This window comes from Streptomyces sp. RK9 (genome assembly GCF_045070545.1).
GTDB lineage: Bacteria > Actinomycetota > Actinomycetes > Streptomycetales > Streptomycetaceae > Streptomyces > Streptomyces alboflavus.
This window is the reverse complement of the sequence record NZ_CP173703.1, coordinates 1804132-1823171: the sequence shown is the minus strand read 5'-3', so window position 1 is coordinate 1823171 and position 19040 is coordinate 1804132. Positions and strand designations below refer to the sequence as shown.

The 19040-nt window shown below is 73.5% G+C and carries 12 protein-coding genes; 7 read left to right on the top strand and 5 right to left on the bottom strand.

Translation table 11 applies throughout. The annotated features are described in order from the left end of the window. Nucleotides 1-12: 12 nt before the first annotated feature. The 3 genes from AB6L24_RS07075 to AB6L24_RS07065 form a co-directional block, all read right to left on the bottom strand. The gene (locus tag AB6L24_RS07075) at nucleotides 13-1608 is read right to left on the bottom strand and encodes an alpha/beta hydrolase (RefSeq protein WP_405657067.1); all 1596 of its coding nucleotides are present in this window, start codon (nucleotides 1606-1608) and stop codon (nucleotides 13-15) included. A gap of 278 nt (nucleotides 1609-1886) precedes the next feature. Further along, the gene (gene ppdK / locus AB6L24_RS07070; RefSeq protein ID WP_405653331.1) at nucleotides 1887-4637 is read right to left on the bottom strand and encodes a pyruvate, phosphate dikinase; all 2751 of its coding nucleotides are present in this window, start codon (nucleotides 4635-4637) and stop codon (nucleotides 1887-1889) included. 430 nt (nucleotides 4638-5067) lie between these two features. Continuing rightward, nucleotides 5068-6327 (bottom strand): ROK family protein, encoded by a 1260-nt coding sequence (locus AB6L24_RS07065; protein ID WP_405653329.1) that lies wholly within the window; start codon nucleotides 6325-6327, stop codon nucleotides 5068-5070. Nucleotides 6328-6499: 172 nt separating this feature from the next. On the opposite strand from AB6L24_RS07065, the gene AB6L24_RS07060 reads away from it, so the two are divergent. Both AB6L24_RS07060 and AB6L24_RS07055 read left to right on the top strand, forming a co-directional pair. Then, nucleotides 6500-8137, top strand: coding sequence for an MGH1-like glycoside hydrolase domain-containing protein (locus AB6L24_RS07060; protein ID WP_405653327.1), 1638 nt, complete (start codon nucleotides 6500-6502; stop codon nucleotides 8135-8137). Then, the gene (locus AB6L24_RS07055) at nucleotides 8130-10151 is read left to right on the top strand and encodes a glycogen debranching N-terminal domain-containing protein (RefSeq protein ID WP_405653325.1); all 2022 of its coding nucleotides are present in this window, start codon (nucleotides 8130-8132) and stop codon (nucleotides 10149-10151) included. Before AB6L24_RS07060 ends, AB6L24_RS07055 begins: the two co-directional genes overlap by 8 nt. A 45-nt stretch (nucleotides 10152-10196) precedes the next feature. Here the strand turns inward: AB6L24_RS07055 and dusB are convergent, their stop codons facing one another. Next, nucleotides 10197-11405 carry a tRNA dihydrouridine synthase DusB gene (dusB, locus tag AB6L24_RS07050; RefSeq protein WP_405653323.1) on the bottom strand — a complete coding sequence of 403 codons (1209 nt, stop codon included), beginning with the start codon at nucleotides 11403-11405 and terminating at the stop codon, nucleotides 10197-10199. A gap of 50 nt (nucleotides 11406-11455) precedes the next feature. Further along, nucleotides 11456-12346 carry a helix-turn-helix transcriptional regulator gene (locus AB6L24_RS07045; protein WP_405653321.1) on the bottom strand — a complete coding sequence of 297 codons (891 nt, stop codon included), beginning with the start codon at nucleotides 12344-12346 and terminating at the stop codon, nucleotides 11456-11458. Nucleotides 12347-12447: 101 nt separating this feature from the next. Here AB6L24_RS07045 and AB6L24_RS07040 point away from each other — a divergent pair, with 101 nt between their 5' ends. The 5 genes from AB6L24_RS07040 to AB6L24_RS07020 all read left to right on the top strand — a co-directional run bounded on the left by AB6L24_RS07040 (nucleotide 12448) and on the right by AB6L24_RS07020 (nucleotide 19020). Further along, the gene (locus AB6L24_RS07040) at nucleotides 12448-13893 is read left to right on the top strand and encodes an MFS transporter (protein ID WP_405653319.1); all 1446 of its coding nucleotides are present in this window, start codon (nucleotides 12448-12450) and stop codon (nucleotides 13891-13893) included. Nucleotides 13894-13955: 62 nt separating this feature from the next. Further along, a complete protein-coding gene (locus tag AB6L24_RS07035) occupies nucleotides 13956-15416 on the top strand; it encodes an MFS transporter (RefSeq protein ID WP_405653317.1) in 1461 nt (486 codons plus the stop codon). Nucleotides 15417-15538: 122 nt separating this feature from the next. Next, nucleotides 15539-16555: an aldo/keto reductase gene (locus tag AB6L24_RS07030; protein ID WP_405653315.1), complete on the top strand. Its 1017-nt coding sequence runs from the start codon at nucleotides 15539-15541 to the stop codon at nucleotides 16553-16555. 108 nt (nucleotides 16556-16663) lie between these two features. After that, complete coding sequence (locus tag AB6L24_RS07025; RefSeq protein ID WP_405653313.1) at nucleotides 16664-17248, top strand: TetR family transcriptional regulator; 585 nt, start codon at nucleotides 16664-16666, stop codon at nucleotides 17246-17248. A 143-nt stretch (nucleotides 17249-17391) separates the two neighbouring features. After that, on the top strand, nucleotides 17392-19020 hold the full coding sequence (locus AB6L24_RS07020; RefSeq protein WP_405653311.1) for a GMC family oxidoreductase: 1629 nt from the start codon (nucleotides 17392-17394) through the stop codon (nucleotides 19018-19020). Nucleotides 19021-19040: the final 20 nt, after the last annotated feature.

Sequence of the window (19040 nt, the reverse complement as noted above, 5' to 3'; positions counted from 1 at the left end):
GGGCGCTTCGGACTAGCGCAGGCCGAAGGGTGAGGGCGCGGTCTCGGCGGACCCGGCGCGCCGCTGGCCGCCGGGGGTCGCCTTGCAGGTGAGGTCCTTCGCCGGGAGCTTGCCGGTGACCAGGTAGCCCATGGTGGCCTTCTCCGCGCAGGCGTTGCGGGAGTCGCCGAAGACGACGCCGTGGCCCTCGCCGCCGGAGACGGTCACCATGCGGGAGCCCTTCAGGGCGCGGTGCATGGCCTTGCCGGTGACCAGCGGGGTCTGCGAGTCCCACTCGTTCTGCACGACCAGCGACTTCACCTTGTTGTCGACCTTGGTGGCGGGCTCGGCGCCCTTGTCCCAGTAGGCGCAGGGGGTGATCGTGGAGGCGAAGTCGCCGTACAGCGGGTAGCGGGCGGCGTCGCGGATCGCGTCGCGGCGGTACGTCTCCGGGTCGCGCGGCCAGGAGGCGTCGGAGCACACCACGGCGAACTGGCTGGAGGTCATGTTGTCCATCGACTGCTCCTGCGCGCCGGGCAGTTCGCGCGCCTGCCGGCCCTCGGCCGCCTTCTTCAGCTCCACCACGGTCCTGGCTCCGCTGCGGACGCTGAAGAACTCGGCGCGCGTGATGTCCCGCACCTGGGAACCGTCGAGCTTCTGGCCGTCGATGACGATGGGGTCGACGTCGGCCCGCGCCACCAGCTTGCGGAAGGTCCGGGCGACCTTCGCCGGGGAGTCACCGAGGTGGTACGTGGCGTCGCGGGCGGCCGTCCACTTGGTCCACCGCTTGAAGGCCCGCTCGGCCTCCGGCGCCCAGACCTGGAACATGCCGCGCCACATCCGCCCCGGATCGACGGCGCTGTCCAGGACGAAGCGGTCGGCGCGCTGCGGGAACAGCTGCATGTAGACGGCGCCGAGCGCGGTGCCGTAGGAGACGCCGAAGTACGACAGCTTCTTCTCGCCGAGGGCGGCGCGCATGACGTCCATGTCGCGGGCGGTGTTGCGGGTGCTGATGTGGGGCAGCAGCTTCCCGTACTTGTCGCGGCACTTGTCCGCCACGGTCTTCGCCCACTTGTTGTTCGCGGCGGCCTCGGCGGCGCTGCGGGTGGGGCGCGGGTAGGCCTGCTCGGCGTCGGTGAGGCCGCATGCGACGGGCGTGCTCTCCCCGACCCCGCGCGGGTCGAACCCGACCATGTCGTACTGCTCGCGCACGTTCTTCGGCAGTCCCTCGGCGAACATCAGCGACAGGTCGAGCCCCGCGTCGCCGGGCCCACCCGGGTTGAACGTCAGCACCCCGCGCCGCTTGCCCGGCACGCTGGTCCTGACCCGGGATATCGCGACGTCGATCCGCTTCCCCTCGGGCTTGGTGTAGTCGAGCGGCACCTTCAGCGTGGCGCACTGGTACGTGGCGGGCTGGTCGGCGGCGCACCGCTTCCAGGTGAGCTTCTGCCGGGTGTACGGGGCGAGGCGCTCGGCGTCGACTGCGGCGGCGGCTCTTGCGCCCTTGAGGGACGCGGAGGTCGCGGTGGCCGCCGTGTCCGACGCGGCCTCCCGGTCCCCCGGGGCCGCCGACGCCGACCCGGCGACGAGCCCCGGCGCGAGCCCGGCCACCACTCCCAGCGCGAGCACCGGCACGAGGCGCCGCCGATATGCGGGATGTTGCACGTGACGCTCCTTCTGATCGGTTTTGGGTACCGACCAGTTGGACGCAGAAGAGGCCGTGTACGCCTCCACCGGATCGCCCTGTGCTCTGAACCGGGGCAGCCGGCCCTGACCGGGACGGAGGAAGGGGCGGCACCTCCGCACAAGGTGCCGCCCCAGGTGAATCCGGAACCGCCGCCGCATCGGTCTTGGTCGGGGACACGGCGGCGGTCCCGGGGTCTGTGCGGGCCGGTGGCCCGCCGCGGTCAGCGGTGGTCGCTGCCCGCCGAGGTGGAGGCCGCGCGGCCCGCTTCGAGGCGCGCGACGGGGATGCGGAACGGGGAGCAGGAGACGTAGTCCAGGCCGACCTCGTGGAAGAAGTGGACGGACTCCGGGTCGCCGCCGTGTTCGCCGCAGACGCCGAGCTTGAGGTCGGGGCGGGTCGCGCGGCCGGCCGCGGCGGCGTCGCGGACGAGCTTGCCGACGCCGTCCTTGTCGATCGTCTCGAACGGGGAGACGCCGAAGATGCCCTTCTCGAGGTAGGCGGTGAAGAAGGACGCCTCGACGTCGTCGCGGGAGAAGCCCCACACCGTCTGCGTGAGGTCGTTCGTGCCGAAGGAGAAGAACTCGGCGGCCTCCGCGATCTGTCCGGCGGTGAGGGCGGCGCGCGGCAGCTCGATCATCGTGCCGAGCGCCAGCTTCAGAGCCACGCCGGTGGTCCGCTCGACGTCGGCGATGACCTGCTCGGCCTCCTCGCGGACGATCTCCAGCTCCTGGACGGTGCCGACGAGCGGGATCATGATCTCCGCGCGCGGGTCGCCCTTGGCGTTCTTGCGCTCGGCGGCGGCTTCGGCGATCGCGCGGACCTGCATGGTGAACAGGCCGGGGATGACAAGGCCGAGGCGTACGCCGCGCAGGCCCAGCATCGGGTTCTGCTCGTGCAGGCGGTGCACGGCCTGGAGCAGGCGCAGGTCGTTCTCGTTGTGGTCCTTGCGGGACTCGGCGAGGGCGACGCGGACCGAGAGTTCCGTGATGTCGGGCAGGAACTCGTGCAGCGGCGGGTCGAGGAGACGCACCGTCACCGGCAGGCCGTCCATGGCCTCGAACAGCTCGATGAAGTCCCGCTTCTGGAGCGGAAGCAGCTCCTTCAGGGCGTTCTCGCGCTCCTCGTCGGTGTCCGCGAGGATCAGGTGCTCGACCATCTCGCGGCGCTCGCCGAGGAACATGTGCTCGGTGCGGCACAGGCCGATGCCCTGGGCGCCGAAGCGCCGGGCGCGCAGCGCGTCCTCGGCGTTGTCCGCGTTGGCGCGCACCCGCAGGCGGCGGACCCGGTCCGCGTACGCCATGATCCGGTGCACGGCCTTGACCAGCTCGTCCGCGTCGTCGGCGCCCGCGTGCATGCGGCCCTCGAAGTACTCCACGACCGGGGACGGGACCACGGGCACCTCGCCCAGGTAGACCTTGCCCGTCGAGCCGTCGATGGAGACGACGTCGCCCTCCTCGACCACGTGGCCGTTCACGGTCAGGCGGCGGCGCTTGGTGTCGACCTCCAGGTCCTCGGCGCCGCAGACACAGGTCTTGCCCATGCCGCGCGCCACGACGGCCGCGTGGGACGTCTTGCCGCCGCGCGAGGTCAGGATGCCCTCGGCGGCGATCATGCCGTCGAGGTCGTCGGGGTTGGTCTCGCGGCGGATCAGGATGACCTTCTCGCCGGACCGCGACCACTTGATGGCGGTGTACGAGTCGAAGACGGCCTTGCCGACGGCGGCACCCGGCGACGCGGCGATGCCACGGCCCAGCTGCTCGGCCCCCTTCCCGCCGTTGGCGTACTCGTCGTCGAAGCGCGGGAACATCAACTGCGCCAGCTGCGCGCCGTTGACGCGCTGCAGCGCCTCGGCCTCGTCGATCAGGCCCTGGTCGACGAGCTGGGTCGCGATGCGGAAGGCGGCACCGGCGGTGCGCTTGCCGACGCGGGTCTGGAGCATCCACAGCTGGCCGCGCTCGATGGTGAACTCGATGTCGCACAGGTCCTTGTAGTGCGTCTCGAGCGTTTCCATGATCTGCATGAGCTGGTCGTACGACTTCTTGTCGATCTGCTCCAGATCGGCGAGCGGAACCGTGTTGCGGATGCCCGCGACGACGTCCTCGCCCTGCGCGTTCTGCAGGTAGTCGCCGTACACGCCCTGCTGGCCCGAGGCCGGGTCGCGGGTGAAGGCGACGCCGGTGCCGGAGTCGGGGCCGAGGTTGCCGAAGACCATCGAGCAGACGTTGACGGCCGTGCCGAGGTCGCCGGGGATGCGCTCCTGGCGGCGGTAGAGCTTGGCGCGGTCGGTGTTCCAGGAGTCGAAGACCGCGTGGATGGCGAGGTCCATCTGCTCGCGCGCGTCCTGCGGGAAGTCGCGGCCCGCCTCGGACTTGACGATCTTCTTGAACTTGGTGACGAGCTTCTTCAGCTCGGCCGCGTCCAGGTCGGTGTCGACCGTGACCTTCTTGGCCTGCTTGGCCTTGTCCAGGGCGTCCTCGAAGAGTTCGCCGTCGACGCCGAGCACGGTCTTGCCGAACATCTGGATGAGGCGGCGGTAGGAGTCCCACGCGAAGCGGTCGTCGCCGGACTGCTTGGCGAGGCCCTGCACGGACTTGTCGGAGAGCCCGATGTTCAGGACGGTGTCCATCATGCCGGGCATGGAGAACTTGGCGCCGGAGCGGACGGAGACGAGGAGCGGGTCGTCGGCCTGGCCGAGCTTCTTGCCCATCGCCGCTTCGAGGGCGGAGAGGTGCGCACTCACCTCGTCACGCAGTGCCGCGGGCTCGTCGCCACTGTCGAGGTAGACCTTGCAGGCCTCGGTGGTGATCGTGAAGCCGGGCGGCACGGGAAGGCCCAGGTTGGTCATCTCGGCGAGGTTCGCACCCTTGCCGCCGAGGAGGTCCTTGAGCTCCTTGTTGCCCTCGGTGAAGTCGTAGACGAACTTCACGCCCTGAGTTCCCTGAGGTACGTGGGGATCTTTGTTTTCCGACACGGGTCTCGACTCCTCGAGGACGCGGTGGCTGCCCTGACGGCGAGGAACATACCCAGATCGAAGGCGTCTGGGTACGTCCACTTGTGGGTCGCCCGGGCGTAACCACCCGTCCGCCGCTAGATCGAAAGTGACTCGGGAGTAGCGCAGGTGGCGCAATTGAGTTCAAGAGTTGAACGCGCATCGCCCGAAGGTCCGCCATTTTGCTCAGATGAGCGGGCCTAACTCAGATGTGAGTTCAGGTCATAAATGATCGAGCGATGGCACTGAGTGCCACCCTTTGGAGAAGTGCAGCCACCTCTTATCCGCTCATCTGAGCGCAAGCCCCATCAAGGGTGGCGAGAATCACGCCGTTTGAAGCGGCCGGATCCGGGCCCGATCTCGGCATCCGGGCACCTCACCACCCACCCGCCGACCGCCCCTGCGGACCGCCTCACACCCCGAGCGCCGCGAGCCGCTCCTCCACCCGCTCCGGCGCGTACAGGTGCTCCACCACCAGCGCGCCCGCCCCGACGAGCCCCGCGCGGCCGCCGAGCCGCGAGGTGACGATCTCCAGGTGGGCCGTGGAGCGCGGCAGGGCCCGCTGGTAGAGCAGCTCGCGGACGCCGGTGAGGAAGGGGGTTCCGGCCAGATCTCCGGCGATCATGAGAACGCCGGGGTTGAGGAGCGTCACGACGGTGGCGAGGACCTCGCCGACCTGCCGTCCGGCCTCCCGCGCGAGCCCCACCGCCTCCGGGTGCCCCGCGGCGAGCAGCTCCCGCACGTCCGAGCCGGACGCGGCAGGCACCCCCGCCGCCGCGAGCCGGGCCGCCACCGCACGCCCGCTGGCCACGGCGGCCAGACAGCCGTACGAGCCGCACTTGCAGAGCGCGGCGGCGCTCCCCGGCACCCCGGGCACCCGGATGTGCCCGATGTCGCCCGCGCCGCCGTCGATGCCCCGGTACAGCGAGCCGTCCACGACGACGCCCGCGCCGATCCCGGTGGAGACCTTGACCAGCGCGAACGCCGAGCAGTCCGGGTAGTGGGCGCGCTGCTCCGCGTACGCCATGAGGTTCGCGTCGTTGTCGACGAGGACCGGGACCGGGGCGGCGCCCGCGTGCGCGAAGGGCCCGGCGTGCCCGGCGTGCTCCGTGAAGGCGCGGCGGAGTCTGCCTCTTATGTCGTAGCCGTCCCAGCCCGGCATGATCGGCGGCTGCACCACCCGGCCGGTGGCGGAGTCGACCGGCCCCGGCACGGCCAGGCCGATGCCGCACACCGCGGCCGCGTCCCTGCCGCTCTCGCGCAGCAGCTCGCCGAAGACCGCGCCGAGCCGGTCCAGGACCCGCTCCGGCCCTTCCTCCACGCGCAGCGCGCCGCCGCGCTCGGCGACGACCTCGCCGGTGAGGGTGAGCAGGGCCGTGCGGGCGTGCCGGGTCTCCAGGTCGGCGGCGAGGACCACGGCGTGCGCGTCGTCGAACTCCAGGCGCACCGAGGGGCGGCCGCCGAGCGGCGAGCTGACCGGGGTGCCCTCGCCCTCGCGCAGCCAGCCCGCGCGGAACAGCCGGTCCAGGCGCTGGCCGACGGTGGCCCTGGACAGGCCCGTGACCCGCTGCAGCGCGCCCCGCGTGGTCGCGCGGCCGCTGCGGACCAGGTGCAGCAGGTCGCCCGCGCTCGCCTGGGCGGCGGCCGGACGTGCCGGTGTCCCGTTCGTCATGCCCACTCCCTGCCCGCGCGCCCGGCCGGACAGCCTCTTGCGCTCGTCAACTCGGCGTTACATATTGAGTTTTGCGTGTTGCGCAGACGTAACTCTATGGTGGATGGATCCGAACTGACAGGCTGTCGGACGCGGCTCCGGTGCGCGGTCCCCCAGCCCCCGGGAGTGCCGCGTGGACCGTACGACCACGACGAGGGCCGCGATCCGGCCCCCTGCCGCCACCACCGCCGGGCCCTCGGCGCGGCGCGGCGCAGGCCCGGCGCCCCCACCGCACCCCCCTCGGGTCCCAGGCGCCCCACCGGCCACCCCCGCCGCGCTCCGCGAGCGCGCCGTCCGGGTCCTGCGCGCCAACTGGACCGGTGCCTCCACCGTCCCCTCCCGCGCGCTGTATCCCCACCAGTGGTCCTGGGACTCCGCGTTCATCGCCATCGGGTCACGTCATCTCTCGCCGCTGCGCGCCCAGTTGGAACTGGAGACGCTCCTGGCCGCGCAGTGGGCCGACGGCCGCGTGCCGCACATCGTGTTCAACCCCGCCGTCCCCCTCGACGCGTACTTCCCGAGCCCCGACTTCTGGCGCTCCACCACCGCCGGGCGCGCGGCGGGCGCGCCGCAGGCCGTGCAGACCTCTGGCATCGTGCAGCCCCCGGTGCACGCGCTGGCCGCCTGGCTGGTGCACCTGGCCGACCCCGGCCTCTCCCGGGCCCGCTCCTTCCTGCCCCGCCTGCACCCGCGCCTCGCCGCCTGGCACCGCCATCTGCTGCGCCACCGCGACCTCGGCGGCGCGGGCCTCGCGGCGGTCGTCCACCCCTGGGAGCAGGGCATGGACAACAGCCCCTGCTGGGACGGCCCCCTGAGCCGCGTCCCACCCGCGCGCCCGCACAGCTACCGCCGCGCCGACCTCGACCACGGCTCGCCCCAGGACCGGCCGACGGACCTCGACTACGGGCGGTATGTGCGGCTGGCCGCGGAGTACCGGGACGGGGGGTACGGGACCGGTGGGTACGGGACCGGTGGGTTCGGATTCGCCGTCGAGGACCCCGCGTTCAACGCCCTCCTCATCGCCTCCGAGCACGCACTCGCCCGCATCACCCGCGAGTTGGGCGCGCCCGCGACGGCCCGCCACGACCGCGCGGAGCGGCTGACGCGGGTGCTGGTGGAGCGGCTGTGGGACGGGGAGGGCGGGATCTTCCGGTGCCGGGATCTGCTGGCCGGGGGCCCTGAGCGGGGCGGTGCGGGGAGCGCGGGCGGTGGCGGCGCTCTCGTGGACGAGCGCGGGGTCACCGGACTGATCCCCCTCGTCGTGCCGGGGCTGCCCCGGGGCGTCGTCGACGACCTGGTGCGTACGGCCCGCGGGCCGCACTTCGAACTCGGCGGGCGGGTCCGCCTGGTGCCGAGCCACGATCTGCTCAGCCCCGCGTTCGACCCGCGGCGCTACTGGCGCGGGCCCGCCTGGTTCAACACCAACTGGCTCCTGGAGCGCGGGCTGCGGCTGCACGGCGCGCGGGAGCACGCGGACGCGCTGCGCGCCGCCCTCCTCGACACCGCGGTGGCGTCGGACTTCGCCGAGTACGTGGATCCGTACACCGGAGACGGCTGCGGCGCCCGCGGCTTCAGCTGGAGCGCGGCGCTCGCCCTCGACCTGGGCGTGGCCGCGGAGGGCGACCTGGACGTGGGCAGGGACATGGGCAGGGATGTGAGCGCGGGCGGGAGCGCGGGCGGGAGCGCGGGCGTGACCAAGAGCTGGAGCAAGACCGTGAGCAGGGATACGACAGCGGGGCCTGGTTCGGACGAAGGGGCTCGGAATGACTGACCGGGAGCATCGACTGCTTGTGCGGGGCGCGACGTTCGCCGCCGTCGGCGCGGGCGGCGACATCCGGGGCGTGCCCGGCGGCACCGCCCCCGACGGGCTGTTCGTGCGCGACGCCCGCCATCTGAGCCGCTGGCAGCTGACGGTGGACGGCGCCGTGCCGGAAGTGCTCACGCCCGCCACCTCGTACGGCCGGGCCGACGACGCCGACGCCGATGTGGCGCGCTGTGTGCTCGTGCCGCGCGGCGGACGCCAGGAGCCGCCCGCGTACACCCTCTTTCGCGAACAGGCCGTCGTGGACGGCTCGTTGGTGGAGGCCCTGCGGATCACCAGCAACCGGCCGGTGCCGACGACGCTGCTGCTCGGGCTGACCGTCGACGCGGACTTCACCGACCAGTTCGAGCTGCGCTCGGACCACCGTACGTACGCGAAGACGGGGGCCGTGCGGTCGCGGCGGGTCCTGACGGCGCCGGACGAAGGACCGGCGGGGGCCGATCGGCCTGCCGCCGCCCAACCCCCCGTTCTCGGCGTCGAGTTCGGGTACCGCCGGGGCGACTGGCTGTCCCGTACCACCGTCACCTCCGAGCCCGCCCCCGACGCCGTCGAGGAGACCGGCACCGGTGCGCGGCGCATGGTGTGGAGCCTGGAGCTGGCCGCGCACGGGTCGGCCGAGATGGCGCTGACCGTCGTGGCCGGGCCGCACGGCGGGCCGCCGCTGCCCGCGCCACCCCGCTCGCCCCGCGCCGCACTGCGCCAACTGACCGAGGCCCAGCGGGAGTTGACGTCCTCCGTGACGCTCCCCGGGAGCTGGCCCGAGCTGGCCGCGGCCTGTACGCGCGGTCTCGCCGACCTCGCCTCGCTCCAGGTGCCCGCGCGCGGGCCCGACGGCGAGGAGCTGAGCGTGCCCGCCGCCGGAGTGCCCTGGTTCCTCACCCTGCTCGGCCGGGACGCGCTCCTGACCTCCCTCTTCGCGCTCCCCTACCTGCCGCGTCTCGCCGCCGCGACGCTGCCCGCGCTCGCCGCCACCCAGGCCGGCGAGCACACCGAGGGGCGCGTCGCCCAGCCCGGCAAGATCGTGCACGAGGTGCGGCACGGGGAGCTGGCGCACTTCGGTCAGGTGCCCTTCCGGCGGTACTACGGCTCCGTCGACGCGACGCCGCTGTTCCTCGTGCTCCTCGGCGCGTACACCGAGCAGACCGGGGACACCGCGCTCGCCCGGCGTCTGGAGCCGCACGCGCGGGCCGCCGTCGGCTGGATGCTCGACCACGGCGGGCTCACCGGCCGCGGGTACCTGGTGTACCGCGCGGACGAGGGCGGGCTCGCCAACCAGAACTGGAAGGACTCCCCCGGCGCGATCTGCGACGCCGACGGGAACCGGACGCTCGGGCCCGTCATGGCCGCGGGGGCGCAGGGGTACGCCTACGACGCGCTGCGGCGCACGGCGTGGCTGGCGCGGGCCGTGTGGGACGACGCGGTGTACGCGGACCTGCTCGCGCAGGCCGCCGCCGATCTCCGTGACCGGTTCCAGCGGGACTTCTGGATGCCCTCGCGGTCCTTCCCCGCGCTGGCGTTGGACGGGGACGGGGGGCAGGTCGACGCGCTCGCCTCCGACGCGGGGCATCTGCTGTGGTCGGGGCTTCTCGACAAGGAGTACGGGGAGGCGGTCGGGCGGCGGCTGCTCGAACCGGACTTCTTCTCCGGCTGGGGCGTCCGCACGCTCGCCGCCGGGCAGGGCGCCTACCACCCGCTCTCCTACCACCGGGGGTCCGTCTGGCCCCACGACAACGCCCTCATCACCCTCGGCCTCGCCCGCTACGGCCTCCACGACGAGGCCCGCGCCGTCGCCCGCGCCCTCGTCGACGCCGCCACCACGGCCTCCGGCCGCCTCCCGGAAGTCCTCGCCGGCTACGAACGCACGGCGTACCCGGCGCCGGTCCCGTACCCCCACGCCTGCGTCCGCGAATCCCGCTCGGCGGCGGCCCCGCTGGCGCTGCTCACGGCGGTGGGCGGGGTGTAGCCCGACGTAGCGGCAGCAGCGAGCCTGGCGTGGGCAGGCCGGGGGTCAGCCGCCGGAGGTGTCCAGTTCTGCGTCCGGGGAGATGCCCGCGCAGTCGTAGGGGTCCTTCAGCCAGCCGTCCGGCAGGACCACGCGGTTGTTGCCGGACGTGCGGCCCCGGGGGCCGTCGGCGCCGACGGGCCACGGCTGGTCGAGGTCCAGCTCGCCGAGGCCGTCCTCGAGCTCGGCCAGCGAGGACGTGATCGCGAGGCGCTTGCGCATCTCGGAGCCGACCGCGAACCCCTTCAGGTACCAGGCGACATGCTTGCGGAAGTCGATGACACCCCGCGCCTCGTCCCCGATCCACTCCCCGAGGAGCGCGGCATGCCGCAGCATGACGGCGGAGACCTCCCGCAGGGAGGGAGCCGCAGGCGCGCCCGTGCCCTCGAACGCGGCCACCAGGTCCCCGAAGAGCCACGGCCGGCCAAGGCACCCACGCCCCACGACCACCCCGTCGCACCCGGTCTCCCGCATCATCCGCACCGCGTCGTCCGCCGACCAGATGTCCCCGTTCCCGAGCACGGGAATCTCCGGGACGTGCTCCTTGAGCCGGGCGATGGCGTCCCAGTCGGCGGTACCGCCGTAGTGCTGCGCGGCCGTCCGCCCGTGCAGGGCGATCGCCGTGACGCCCTCCTCGACGGCGATCCGCCCCGCGTCGAGGAACGTGATGTGGTCGTCGTCGATGCCCTTGCGCATCTTCATGGTGACGGGCAGGTCCCCGGCGCCGCTGACGGCCTCCTTGAGGATGGCCCGCAGCAGCGGCCGCTTGTACGGCAGCGCCGAGCCGCCGCCCTTGCGGGTCACCTTCGGCACCGGGCAGCCGAAGTTCAGGTCGATGTGGTCGGCCAGGTCCTCCTCCGCGATCATGCGGACGGCCTTGCCGACGGTCGCGGGGTCGACCCCGTACAGCTGGATCGAGCGCGGCGTCTCGCTCGCGTCGAAGTGGATCAGCTGCATGGTCTTCTCGTTGCGCTCGACCAGGGCGCGGGTGGTGATCATCTCGCTGACGAAGAGGCCCTTGCCCCCGCTGGCAGCACTCTCCGGGGGACGACCCCCGGACCCCCAGCCGACGCCTTCGGCGAACTCCCGGCACAGCGTGCGGAACGGCGCGTTCGTGATCCCGGCCATCGGCGCGAGCACGACGGGCGGCCGCACGGTGTGCGGGCCGATGGCGAGAGGCGTCGGCGTCGGTGACGTCGTCAGCGGCTGGGACATCGGGCGGCTCTCCGGGAACGTACGAGAAGGGGGCAAGCCTCCATTGTCCCTCACTGGCGGGGCAGCTCCGCCAGCCGTCCGAGCGCCCGCTCCGTCTCCTCGTCGGCGGGCACGTACGCGACGAGCCGGGGCGCCTGCGGCTTCGCCGCCATCCACAGGTTGCGGTGCTCCAGGCTGAGCAGCCCCACCTCGGGGTGCCGGTACCGCTTGACGTGCGGCGACATGGTCGCGACCTCGTGCCGCTCCCACAGCGCGCGGAACTCCGCCGACTCCGCGAGCAGCCCGTCGAGCCGCTCCTTCCACGCGGGCTCGGCCACGTGCTCGGCCATGCCGACCCGGAACTTGGCGATGAGGTCCCGCAGCATCTCGTCCCGGTCGAGGAACGTCTCCCGCCAGCGCCTGCTGGTGGTGAGCAGCCACAGGCAGTTGCGCTCGCGCGGCGGCAGCTCCGTCAGCTCGCCGAAGACCTGCGCGAAGGGGCGGTTGTGGGCGAGGACGTCGTAGCGGGCGTTCTGCAGGGTCGCCGGGTAGGGCGCGATGGTGTTCATCAGGCGCAGCGCGGTCGGCGAGAGGAGCGGGCAGTCGTAGTCGGAGCGCTCGTCGACGACGCCCGCGAGGACGAAGAGGTGGCCGCGCTCGGTCGGGTCCATGAGCAGCGCTCGGGCGATGGCGTCCAGGACCTGCGCGGAGACCCGGATGGCCCGGCCCTGCTCCAGCCACGTGTACCAGGTGACGCCGACCGCGGAGAGGTGCGCGACCTCCTCGCGGCGCAGCCCGGGCGTGCGGCGCCGGGCCCCGCGCACCAGGCCCACCTGCTCCGGCGAGATGCGCTCGCGGCGGCTGCGCAGGAAGGCGGCCAGCTCCTGGCGGCGGATGTCGGGGGCGGAGGCCGGGGCTCCCGCGGATGCTGCCAGGGCGACGGGCTCTGCGGTTACGGTCACTCCCCCAGGCTGCCGCACCCTTCACCCCGTTTCCAGGTGCGCCTGGTACCAGGATGAAGAGACTCTGGTACCCCCCTGGGCGCCCGCCCATCGTCGTATCCGTGACTCCCACGACCGACGGCACCCAGCCCCGTACAGCTACCGCTCCCCTCTCCCCGAACGCCCCCGCCCTCACCCCCCTCGGCCTCGTCACCGTCCTGCTCGGCGCCGCCCTGCCGATGATCGACTTCTTCGTCGTCAACGTCGCGCTGCCCGACATCGAGTCCGACCTGCGCGCCCCCGCCGCCACGCTGGAGATGGTCGTCGCGGGCTACGCCGTCGCGTACGCCGTCCTCCTCGTCCTCGGCGGGCGGCTCGGCGACACCTACGGGCGGCGCGGGCTCTTCCTGTGGGGTGCCGTCGCCTTCGGCATCACCTCGCTGGCGTGCGGGCTCGCGCCGACCGCCTGGTGGCTGGTGGCGGCGCGGGTGGCGCAGGGCGCGGCGTCGGCGCTGATGCTGCCGCAGGTCCTCGCCACGATCCACGCGACGACGAGCGGGGAGCGCAGGGCGCGTGCGGTGTCGCTGTACGGCTCCGTCGGCGGGGTCTCGATGGTGCTCGGGCAGATACTCGGCGGTGTCCTGGTGGCGGCCGACCTGTGGGGCACCGGCTGGCGCATGGTGTTCCTGATCAACGTGCCGGTGGCGGCGCTCGCCCTGGTGCTCGCGGTGCGCTCGGTGCCGGACAGTCGCGCGGAGCGCCCGGCGCGCGGGGACCTCGGCGGCACGGTCCTGCTCGCCTCGGCCCTGACCGCGTTCCTGCTGCCGCTCACCGAGGGCCGGGCCGCGGGCTGGCCGCTGTGGTCGGTCGTCACCCTGGTCGCGGCACCCTTCCTGATGTGGGCGTTCGCGGTCGTGGAGCGCCGCGCGGAGGACAGCGGGGGCAGCCCGCTCCTGCCGCCGTCGCTGATGCGCGAGCCGGGCGTCCGCCGGGGCCTGCTGATCGGCCTGCCGATCTTCATCGGGTTCAGCGGCTGGATGTTCGTGAGCGCGGTGACCCTCCAGGAGGGCCTCGGGTACGGCGCCCTCAAGGCGGGCCTGACCCTGATCCCCATGGGCGTCGCCCAGTTCACGGCGTCGCTGCTCGCGCCCCGCCTGGTGAACCGGCTCGGCAGCCGCGCCCTGACCCTGTGCGCGCTGGTCCACGGCACGGGCGTCACCGTCCTCGCCCTGACCGTCCTGTGGGCGCCGTGGTCCGCGCTCACGCCGCTCGCCCTCGCCCCGGGCCTGGCCCTGTGCGGCTTCGGCCAGGGCATCCAGCTGCCGCTGTACTTCCGGATCCTGCTGTCGGCCGTACCCGCGGCGCGGGCGGGCGCGGGCAGCGGGCTCGCGGCGACGGCGCAGCAGTCGTGCCTGGCCGTGGGGGTGGCGACGCTCGGGTCGCTGTTCCTGGCGCTGCACTCCGGGGTGGGCCTGCGCGAGGCCTTCGCGACGGTCCTCGCCGTCCAGCTCGCGGGGCTGCTCGGGCTCGCCGCGCTGAGCCTGCGGCTGCCGCGCGACCTCGGCTGACGCGGGGGCGCCCCGCGGCCCGGCCGAGGCGGGGCGCGCCACCTGGGGATACCGTCGGCCGTATGCCCGAGCTGACCCACCGGCGCCGGATGCTCGTGCTCGCGATCTGCTGCATGAGCCTGCTGATCGTGAGCCTCGACAACACCGTCCTGAACGTGGCGCTGCCCACCATGCGGCGCGAGTTCGACGCCGGGGTCTCGGGGATGCAGTGGACGATCGACGCCTACACCCTCGTCCTCGCCTCCCTCCTGATGCTCGCGGGCTCGACCGCCGACCGGATCGGCCGCCGCAAGGTGTTCCAGGCGGGCCTGCTCGTCTTCACGCTGGGCTCGGTCCTGTGCTCCCTCGCGCCCAACCTGGAGTGCCTGGTGGCGTTCCGGATGGTCCAGGCCGTCGGCGGCTCGATGCTCAACCCCGTCGCCATGTCGATCATCACGAACACGTTCACGGAGCCGCGTGAGCGGGCCCGCGCCATCGGGGTGTGGGGCGGGGTCGTCGGCATCTCCATGGCGGCGGGCCCGCTGGTCGGCGGCCTTCTCGTGGACTCGGTGGGGTGGCGGGCGATCTTCTGGGTCAATCTGCCGGTGGGCCTAGCGGCCCTCTTCCTCACCGCCCGCTACGTCCCCGAGTCCCGCGCCCCGAAGCCCCGCCGCCCCGACCCCGTCGGGCAGCTCCTGGTCGTCGGCGTGCTCGGCGCCCTGACGTACGCGATCATCGAGGCGCCCACGGCGGGCTGGACCTCGCCGCTGATCATGACGTTCGCCGCCGTCGCGGCGACCGCGTTCGCGGGTCTGCTCCTGTACGAGCCCCGCCGCGCCGAACCCCTCATCGACCTGCGCTTCTTCCGCTCGGCTCCGTTCAGCGGCGCCACCGTGATCGCCGTCGCGGCGTTCGCGGCCCTCGGCGGCTTCCTGTTCCTCTCCACCCTCTACCTCCAGGACGTACGCGGCCTCGACGCGCTGCACGCCGGCCTGTGGATGCTGCCGATGGCGGCCATGACGCTGGTGTGCGCGCCGCTGTCGGGGCGTCTGGTCGGCGCCCGGGGGCCGCGGCCCTCGCTCCTGATCGCGGGCGTGGCGATGACGGCGTCCGGGGTGCTCTTCGCGGCCTTCGAGGCGGAGCACGCGGTCCCGAGCCGGGTCCTCGCGTACGTCCTGTTCGGCCTCGGCTTCGGCTTCGTCAACGCGCCCATCACCAACACGGCGGTCGCGGGGATGCCCCGCGCCCAGGCGGGCGTCGCCGCCGCCGTCGCCTCCACCAGCCGCCAGATCGGCCAGACCCTCGGCATCGCGGTCATCGGCGCGGTCCTCGCGTCCGGGGTCGCGGTGGCACACACGGATTCGTACGCGGCCGACTTCGCGGAGGCGAGCCGCCCCGCGTGGTGGATCATCGCGGGCTGCGGCGCGGCGGTCCTGGCCGTCGGGGTCCTGACCAGCGGGGCGTGGGCGCGCGGGACGGCGCGGCGGACGGCGGAGCGGCTCACCGTGAGTGACAAGTTACAAATGACAGATAACAAAACTTGAAATCTGTCAGCACAGGGTGCATGGTGGAACCACGCCCCCGCCACGGAGGAGCGCACCCGCCACCCGGCGGGGCGTCCCGCGGCCGGGCACCCCTCCGACCAAGCAAAAGCCCTGGAGCCCCCATGCGCACCCTGAAGCTCGGCACCACAGGTCCCACCACCTCCGCCCTCGGCCTCGGCTGCATGGGCATGTCCGCGCTGTACGGCGAGGCCGACCGCGCGGAGTCCGTCGCGACGATCCACGCGGCCCTCGAAGCGGGCGTCACGCTCCTCGACACCGGCGACTTCTACGCGATGGGCCACAACGAACTCCTCATCGGCGAGGCCCTGCGCACCGCCCCCGCCGCCCACCGCGAACAGGCCCTGACCAGCGTCAAGTTCGGCGCCCTCCGCGACCCGGACGGCGGCTGGTCCGGCTACGACGGGCGCCCGGCGGCGGTGAAGAACTTCGCCGCGTACTCGCTGCAGCGCCTCGGCGTCGACCACATCGACGTCTACCGCATCGCCCGCCTCGACCCGGACGTCCCCGTCGAGGAGACCGTCGGCGCCATCGCCGATCTTGTCGAGAAGGGCCATGTGCGCCACATCGGCCTCTCCGAGGTCAGCGCGGAGTCCCTGCGCCGCGCGGCGGCCGTCGCCCCCATCTCCGACCTGCAGATCGAGTACTCCCTGATCTCCCGCGGCATCGAGGCCGAGATCCTGCCCACGGCCGCCGAACTCGGCATCGGCGTCACCGCGTACGGCGTGCTCTCGCGCGGCCTGATCTCCGGGCACTTCGAGCGCGACCGGCAGCTCGCCGCGAACGACTTCCGCGGCATGAGCCCCCGCTTCCAGGGCGACAACCTGCAGCGCAACCTCGACCTCGTCGACGCCCTGCGCAAGATCGCCGAGAGCAAGGGCGTGAGCGTCGCGCAGACCGCCATCGCCTGGGTCCTCGCGCAGGGCCCGAAGTCCGGCGCCGCGATCGTGCCGCTGGTCGGCGCCCGCCGCAGGGACCGGCTCACCGAGGCGCTCGGCGCCCTGGACGTCACGCTCGACGACGCCGACCTCGCCGCGATCGAGAGGGCCGTCCCCACCGACGCCGTCGCGGGCGCCCGCTACCCCGAGTCGCAGATGGCGCACCTCGACAGCGAGCACTGACATGCCCGGGCACCGGCACCGTCGGGGCTGTCACCGTCGTCAGCTCGGCCGGCCCCAGCGCCGTCAGCTCTGTCAGCTCTGTCAGTGCCGACAGGTACCTTCTTGACCATGGCTACGACCGAGACTCTGACCGCCGAGCGCATCCTCGCCGCGACCGAGGAGGTGCTGCGCCGGCACGGCGCCGCCAAGGCGACCGTGGTGGACGTGGCCCGTGTGCTCGGCGTCAGCCACGCCAGCGTGTACCGCCACTTCCGTACGAAGGCCGCGCTGCGCGAGGCGGTCACCAAGCGGTGGCTGGACCGGACGTCCGACGCCCTGTCCGGCGTGGTCGACGCGGACGGGCCCGCCGAGGACCGGCTGCGGCGCTGGCTCGCCGGTCTCTTCGAGGCCAAGCAGCACAAGGCGGGCGACGACCCCGAGCTGTTCGGGACGTACACGGTCCTGGTCGGCGAGGCCAGCGAGGTCGTCGACGAGCACATCGCGGACCTCACAGGACAGCTCGCCGCGATCGTCCGACAGGGCGTCGAGGGCGGCGCGTTCGCCCCCAGCGACCCCGACGTCACGGCCCGCGCCCTGTTCGAGGCCACCGCCCGGTACCACGACCCGGCGTACGCACCCGAGTGGTCCCGCCCGGACGCCGAGGACGCCTTCACGGCGCTGCTCGACCTGCTCGTCCGGGGCCTGCGCCCCTGACGGGCCGTTCGCGAGGGCGCCCGATTCCCCCGTTCCGCTGACTCGCCCCCGCCCCTCCTGGTTCCCTGAACCCCGGCACATCCGTGGGACATCAGGAGGCTGAAGTGGCGTCAGGGGCAAGTGAGTTGGCGGAGCCGGGGCGGATGGAAGCCGACTACGTCGTCGTCGGCGCCGGGTCGGCCGGCTGCGTCATCGCCGCGCGGCTCAGCGAGGACCGGGGCGCCGGGTCCGGTGCCCCCAGCGTGCTGCTGCTCGAAGCGGGTCCCGGCGAGACGAAGGCGGACCTCGCGACGCCCTCGGCGTGGCCGTCGCTGTTCGGCTCCGACGTGGACCACGGCTACGCGTCGGTGCCGCAGGCCGGGCTCGGTGGCCTCGCCCCGCCCTGTCCGCGCGGGCGCACCCTCGGCGGTTCCAGCGCCATCAACGCCATGGTGTTCCTGCGCGGCCACCGCGCGGACTACGACGCGTGGGCGGCGGCGGGCTGCACGGGCTGGGGGTTCGACGAGCTGCTGCCGTACTTCCGGCGGATGGAGTCCGTGCCCGGCGCGGGTGCGGGTGCGGGTGCCGGGTCCGGCCCGGGTGCGGGGTCCGGCGCAGGTGCCCGGTCCGGCGCGAGTGCCGGGCCCGGCCCGAACCGGGGCGCGGGCACCGGCTTTCGCGGTGGCTCCGGGCCCCTGCGCCCCTCCCCCGTACCCGCCGCCGACCTCAACCCGCTCTCGCGGACGTTCGTCGCCGCCGCGGCCGCCGCGGGCCACCCCCTCACCGACGACTTCAACGGCGACCGCCAAGAGGGCGCGGGCCTGCACGACTTGTCGGTCGTCGACGGCGTCCGGCAGAGCGCGGCCGACGCGTATCTGCGCCCGGTCGCCGCGGAGCGCCCGCACCTGACGGTCTCGACCGACTCCCGCGCGCGTCGGCTGCTCTTCGACGGTGACCGCTGCGTCGGGGTGGAGTTCACCCGCGAGGGCGAGACGGTGCGGGCGTACGCGCGCGCCGAAGTCGTCGTCAGCGCGGGCGCGGTCGACTCGCCCCGGCTCCTCATGCTGTCCGGCATCGGCCCCGCCGACGAGCTGCGCCGGGTGGGCGTGGACGTGCGCCTCGACCTGCCCGGGGTCGGCAGGAACCTCCAGGACCATCCGCTGTGCGGGCTCGTGTACGAGGCGGAGCGGCCGATACCGGCGGGCCGCGCCAACCTCTCGGAGGCGTCCCTGTCCTGGCGCAGCGACGCGGCCCTGCCCGGACCTGACATGCAGCTGATGTTCATCCACGTGCCGTACCACCCGCCGACGATGACGGCGCCGGAGAACGGCTTCACCCTCGGCGTGGCCACGGTCCCGCGCGCCCGGGGCTCGGTGCGGCTCGCCGACGCCGACCCGGACTCGGCGCCGCTGATCGACCCGGGGTATCTCGGCGACGAGTCGGACGTGCGGCGGATGCTGCGCGGCCTGGAGGTGGCGCGGGAGATCGTGGCCGCGGGCCCGTTCGCCGAGTGGGGGGCGCGTGAGGTGCTGCCGGGGGGCGGGGTGACGGACGCGGCGGGGCTGCGGGCGTTCCTCGCGGCGGCGACCGGCCCCTACTTCCACCTTGCGGGGAGCTGTGCGATGGGGACGGGGCCGGAGGCGGTGGTGGGTCCTGACCTCCGGGTGCGGGGGGTCAGGGGTCTCAGGGTCGCGGACGCGTCGGTGATGCCCACGATCGTGTCGGTGAACACGAACGCCGCCGCGCTGGTCATCGGGGAGAAGGCGGCCGACCTCGTCCGCGGCGCCGGGTAGGGTTCCCCGCGCCCCTACGG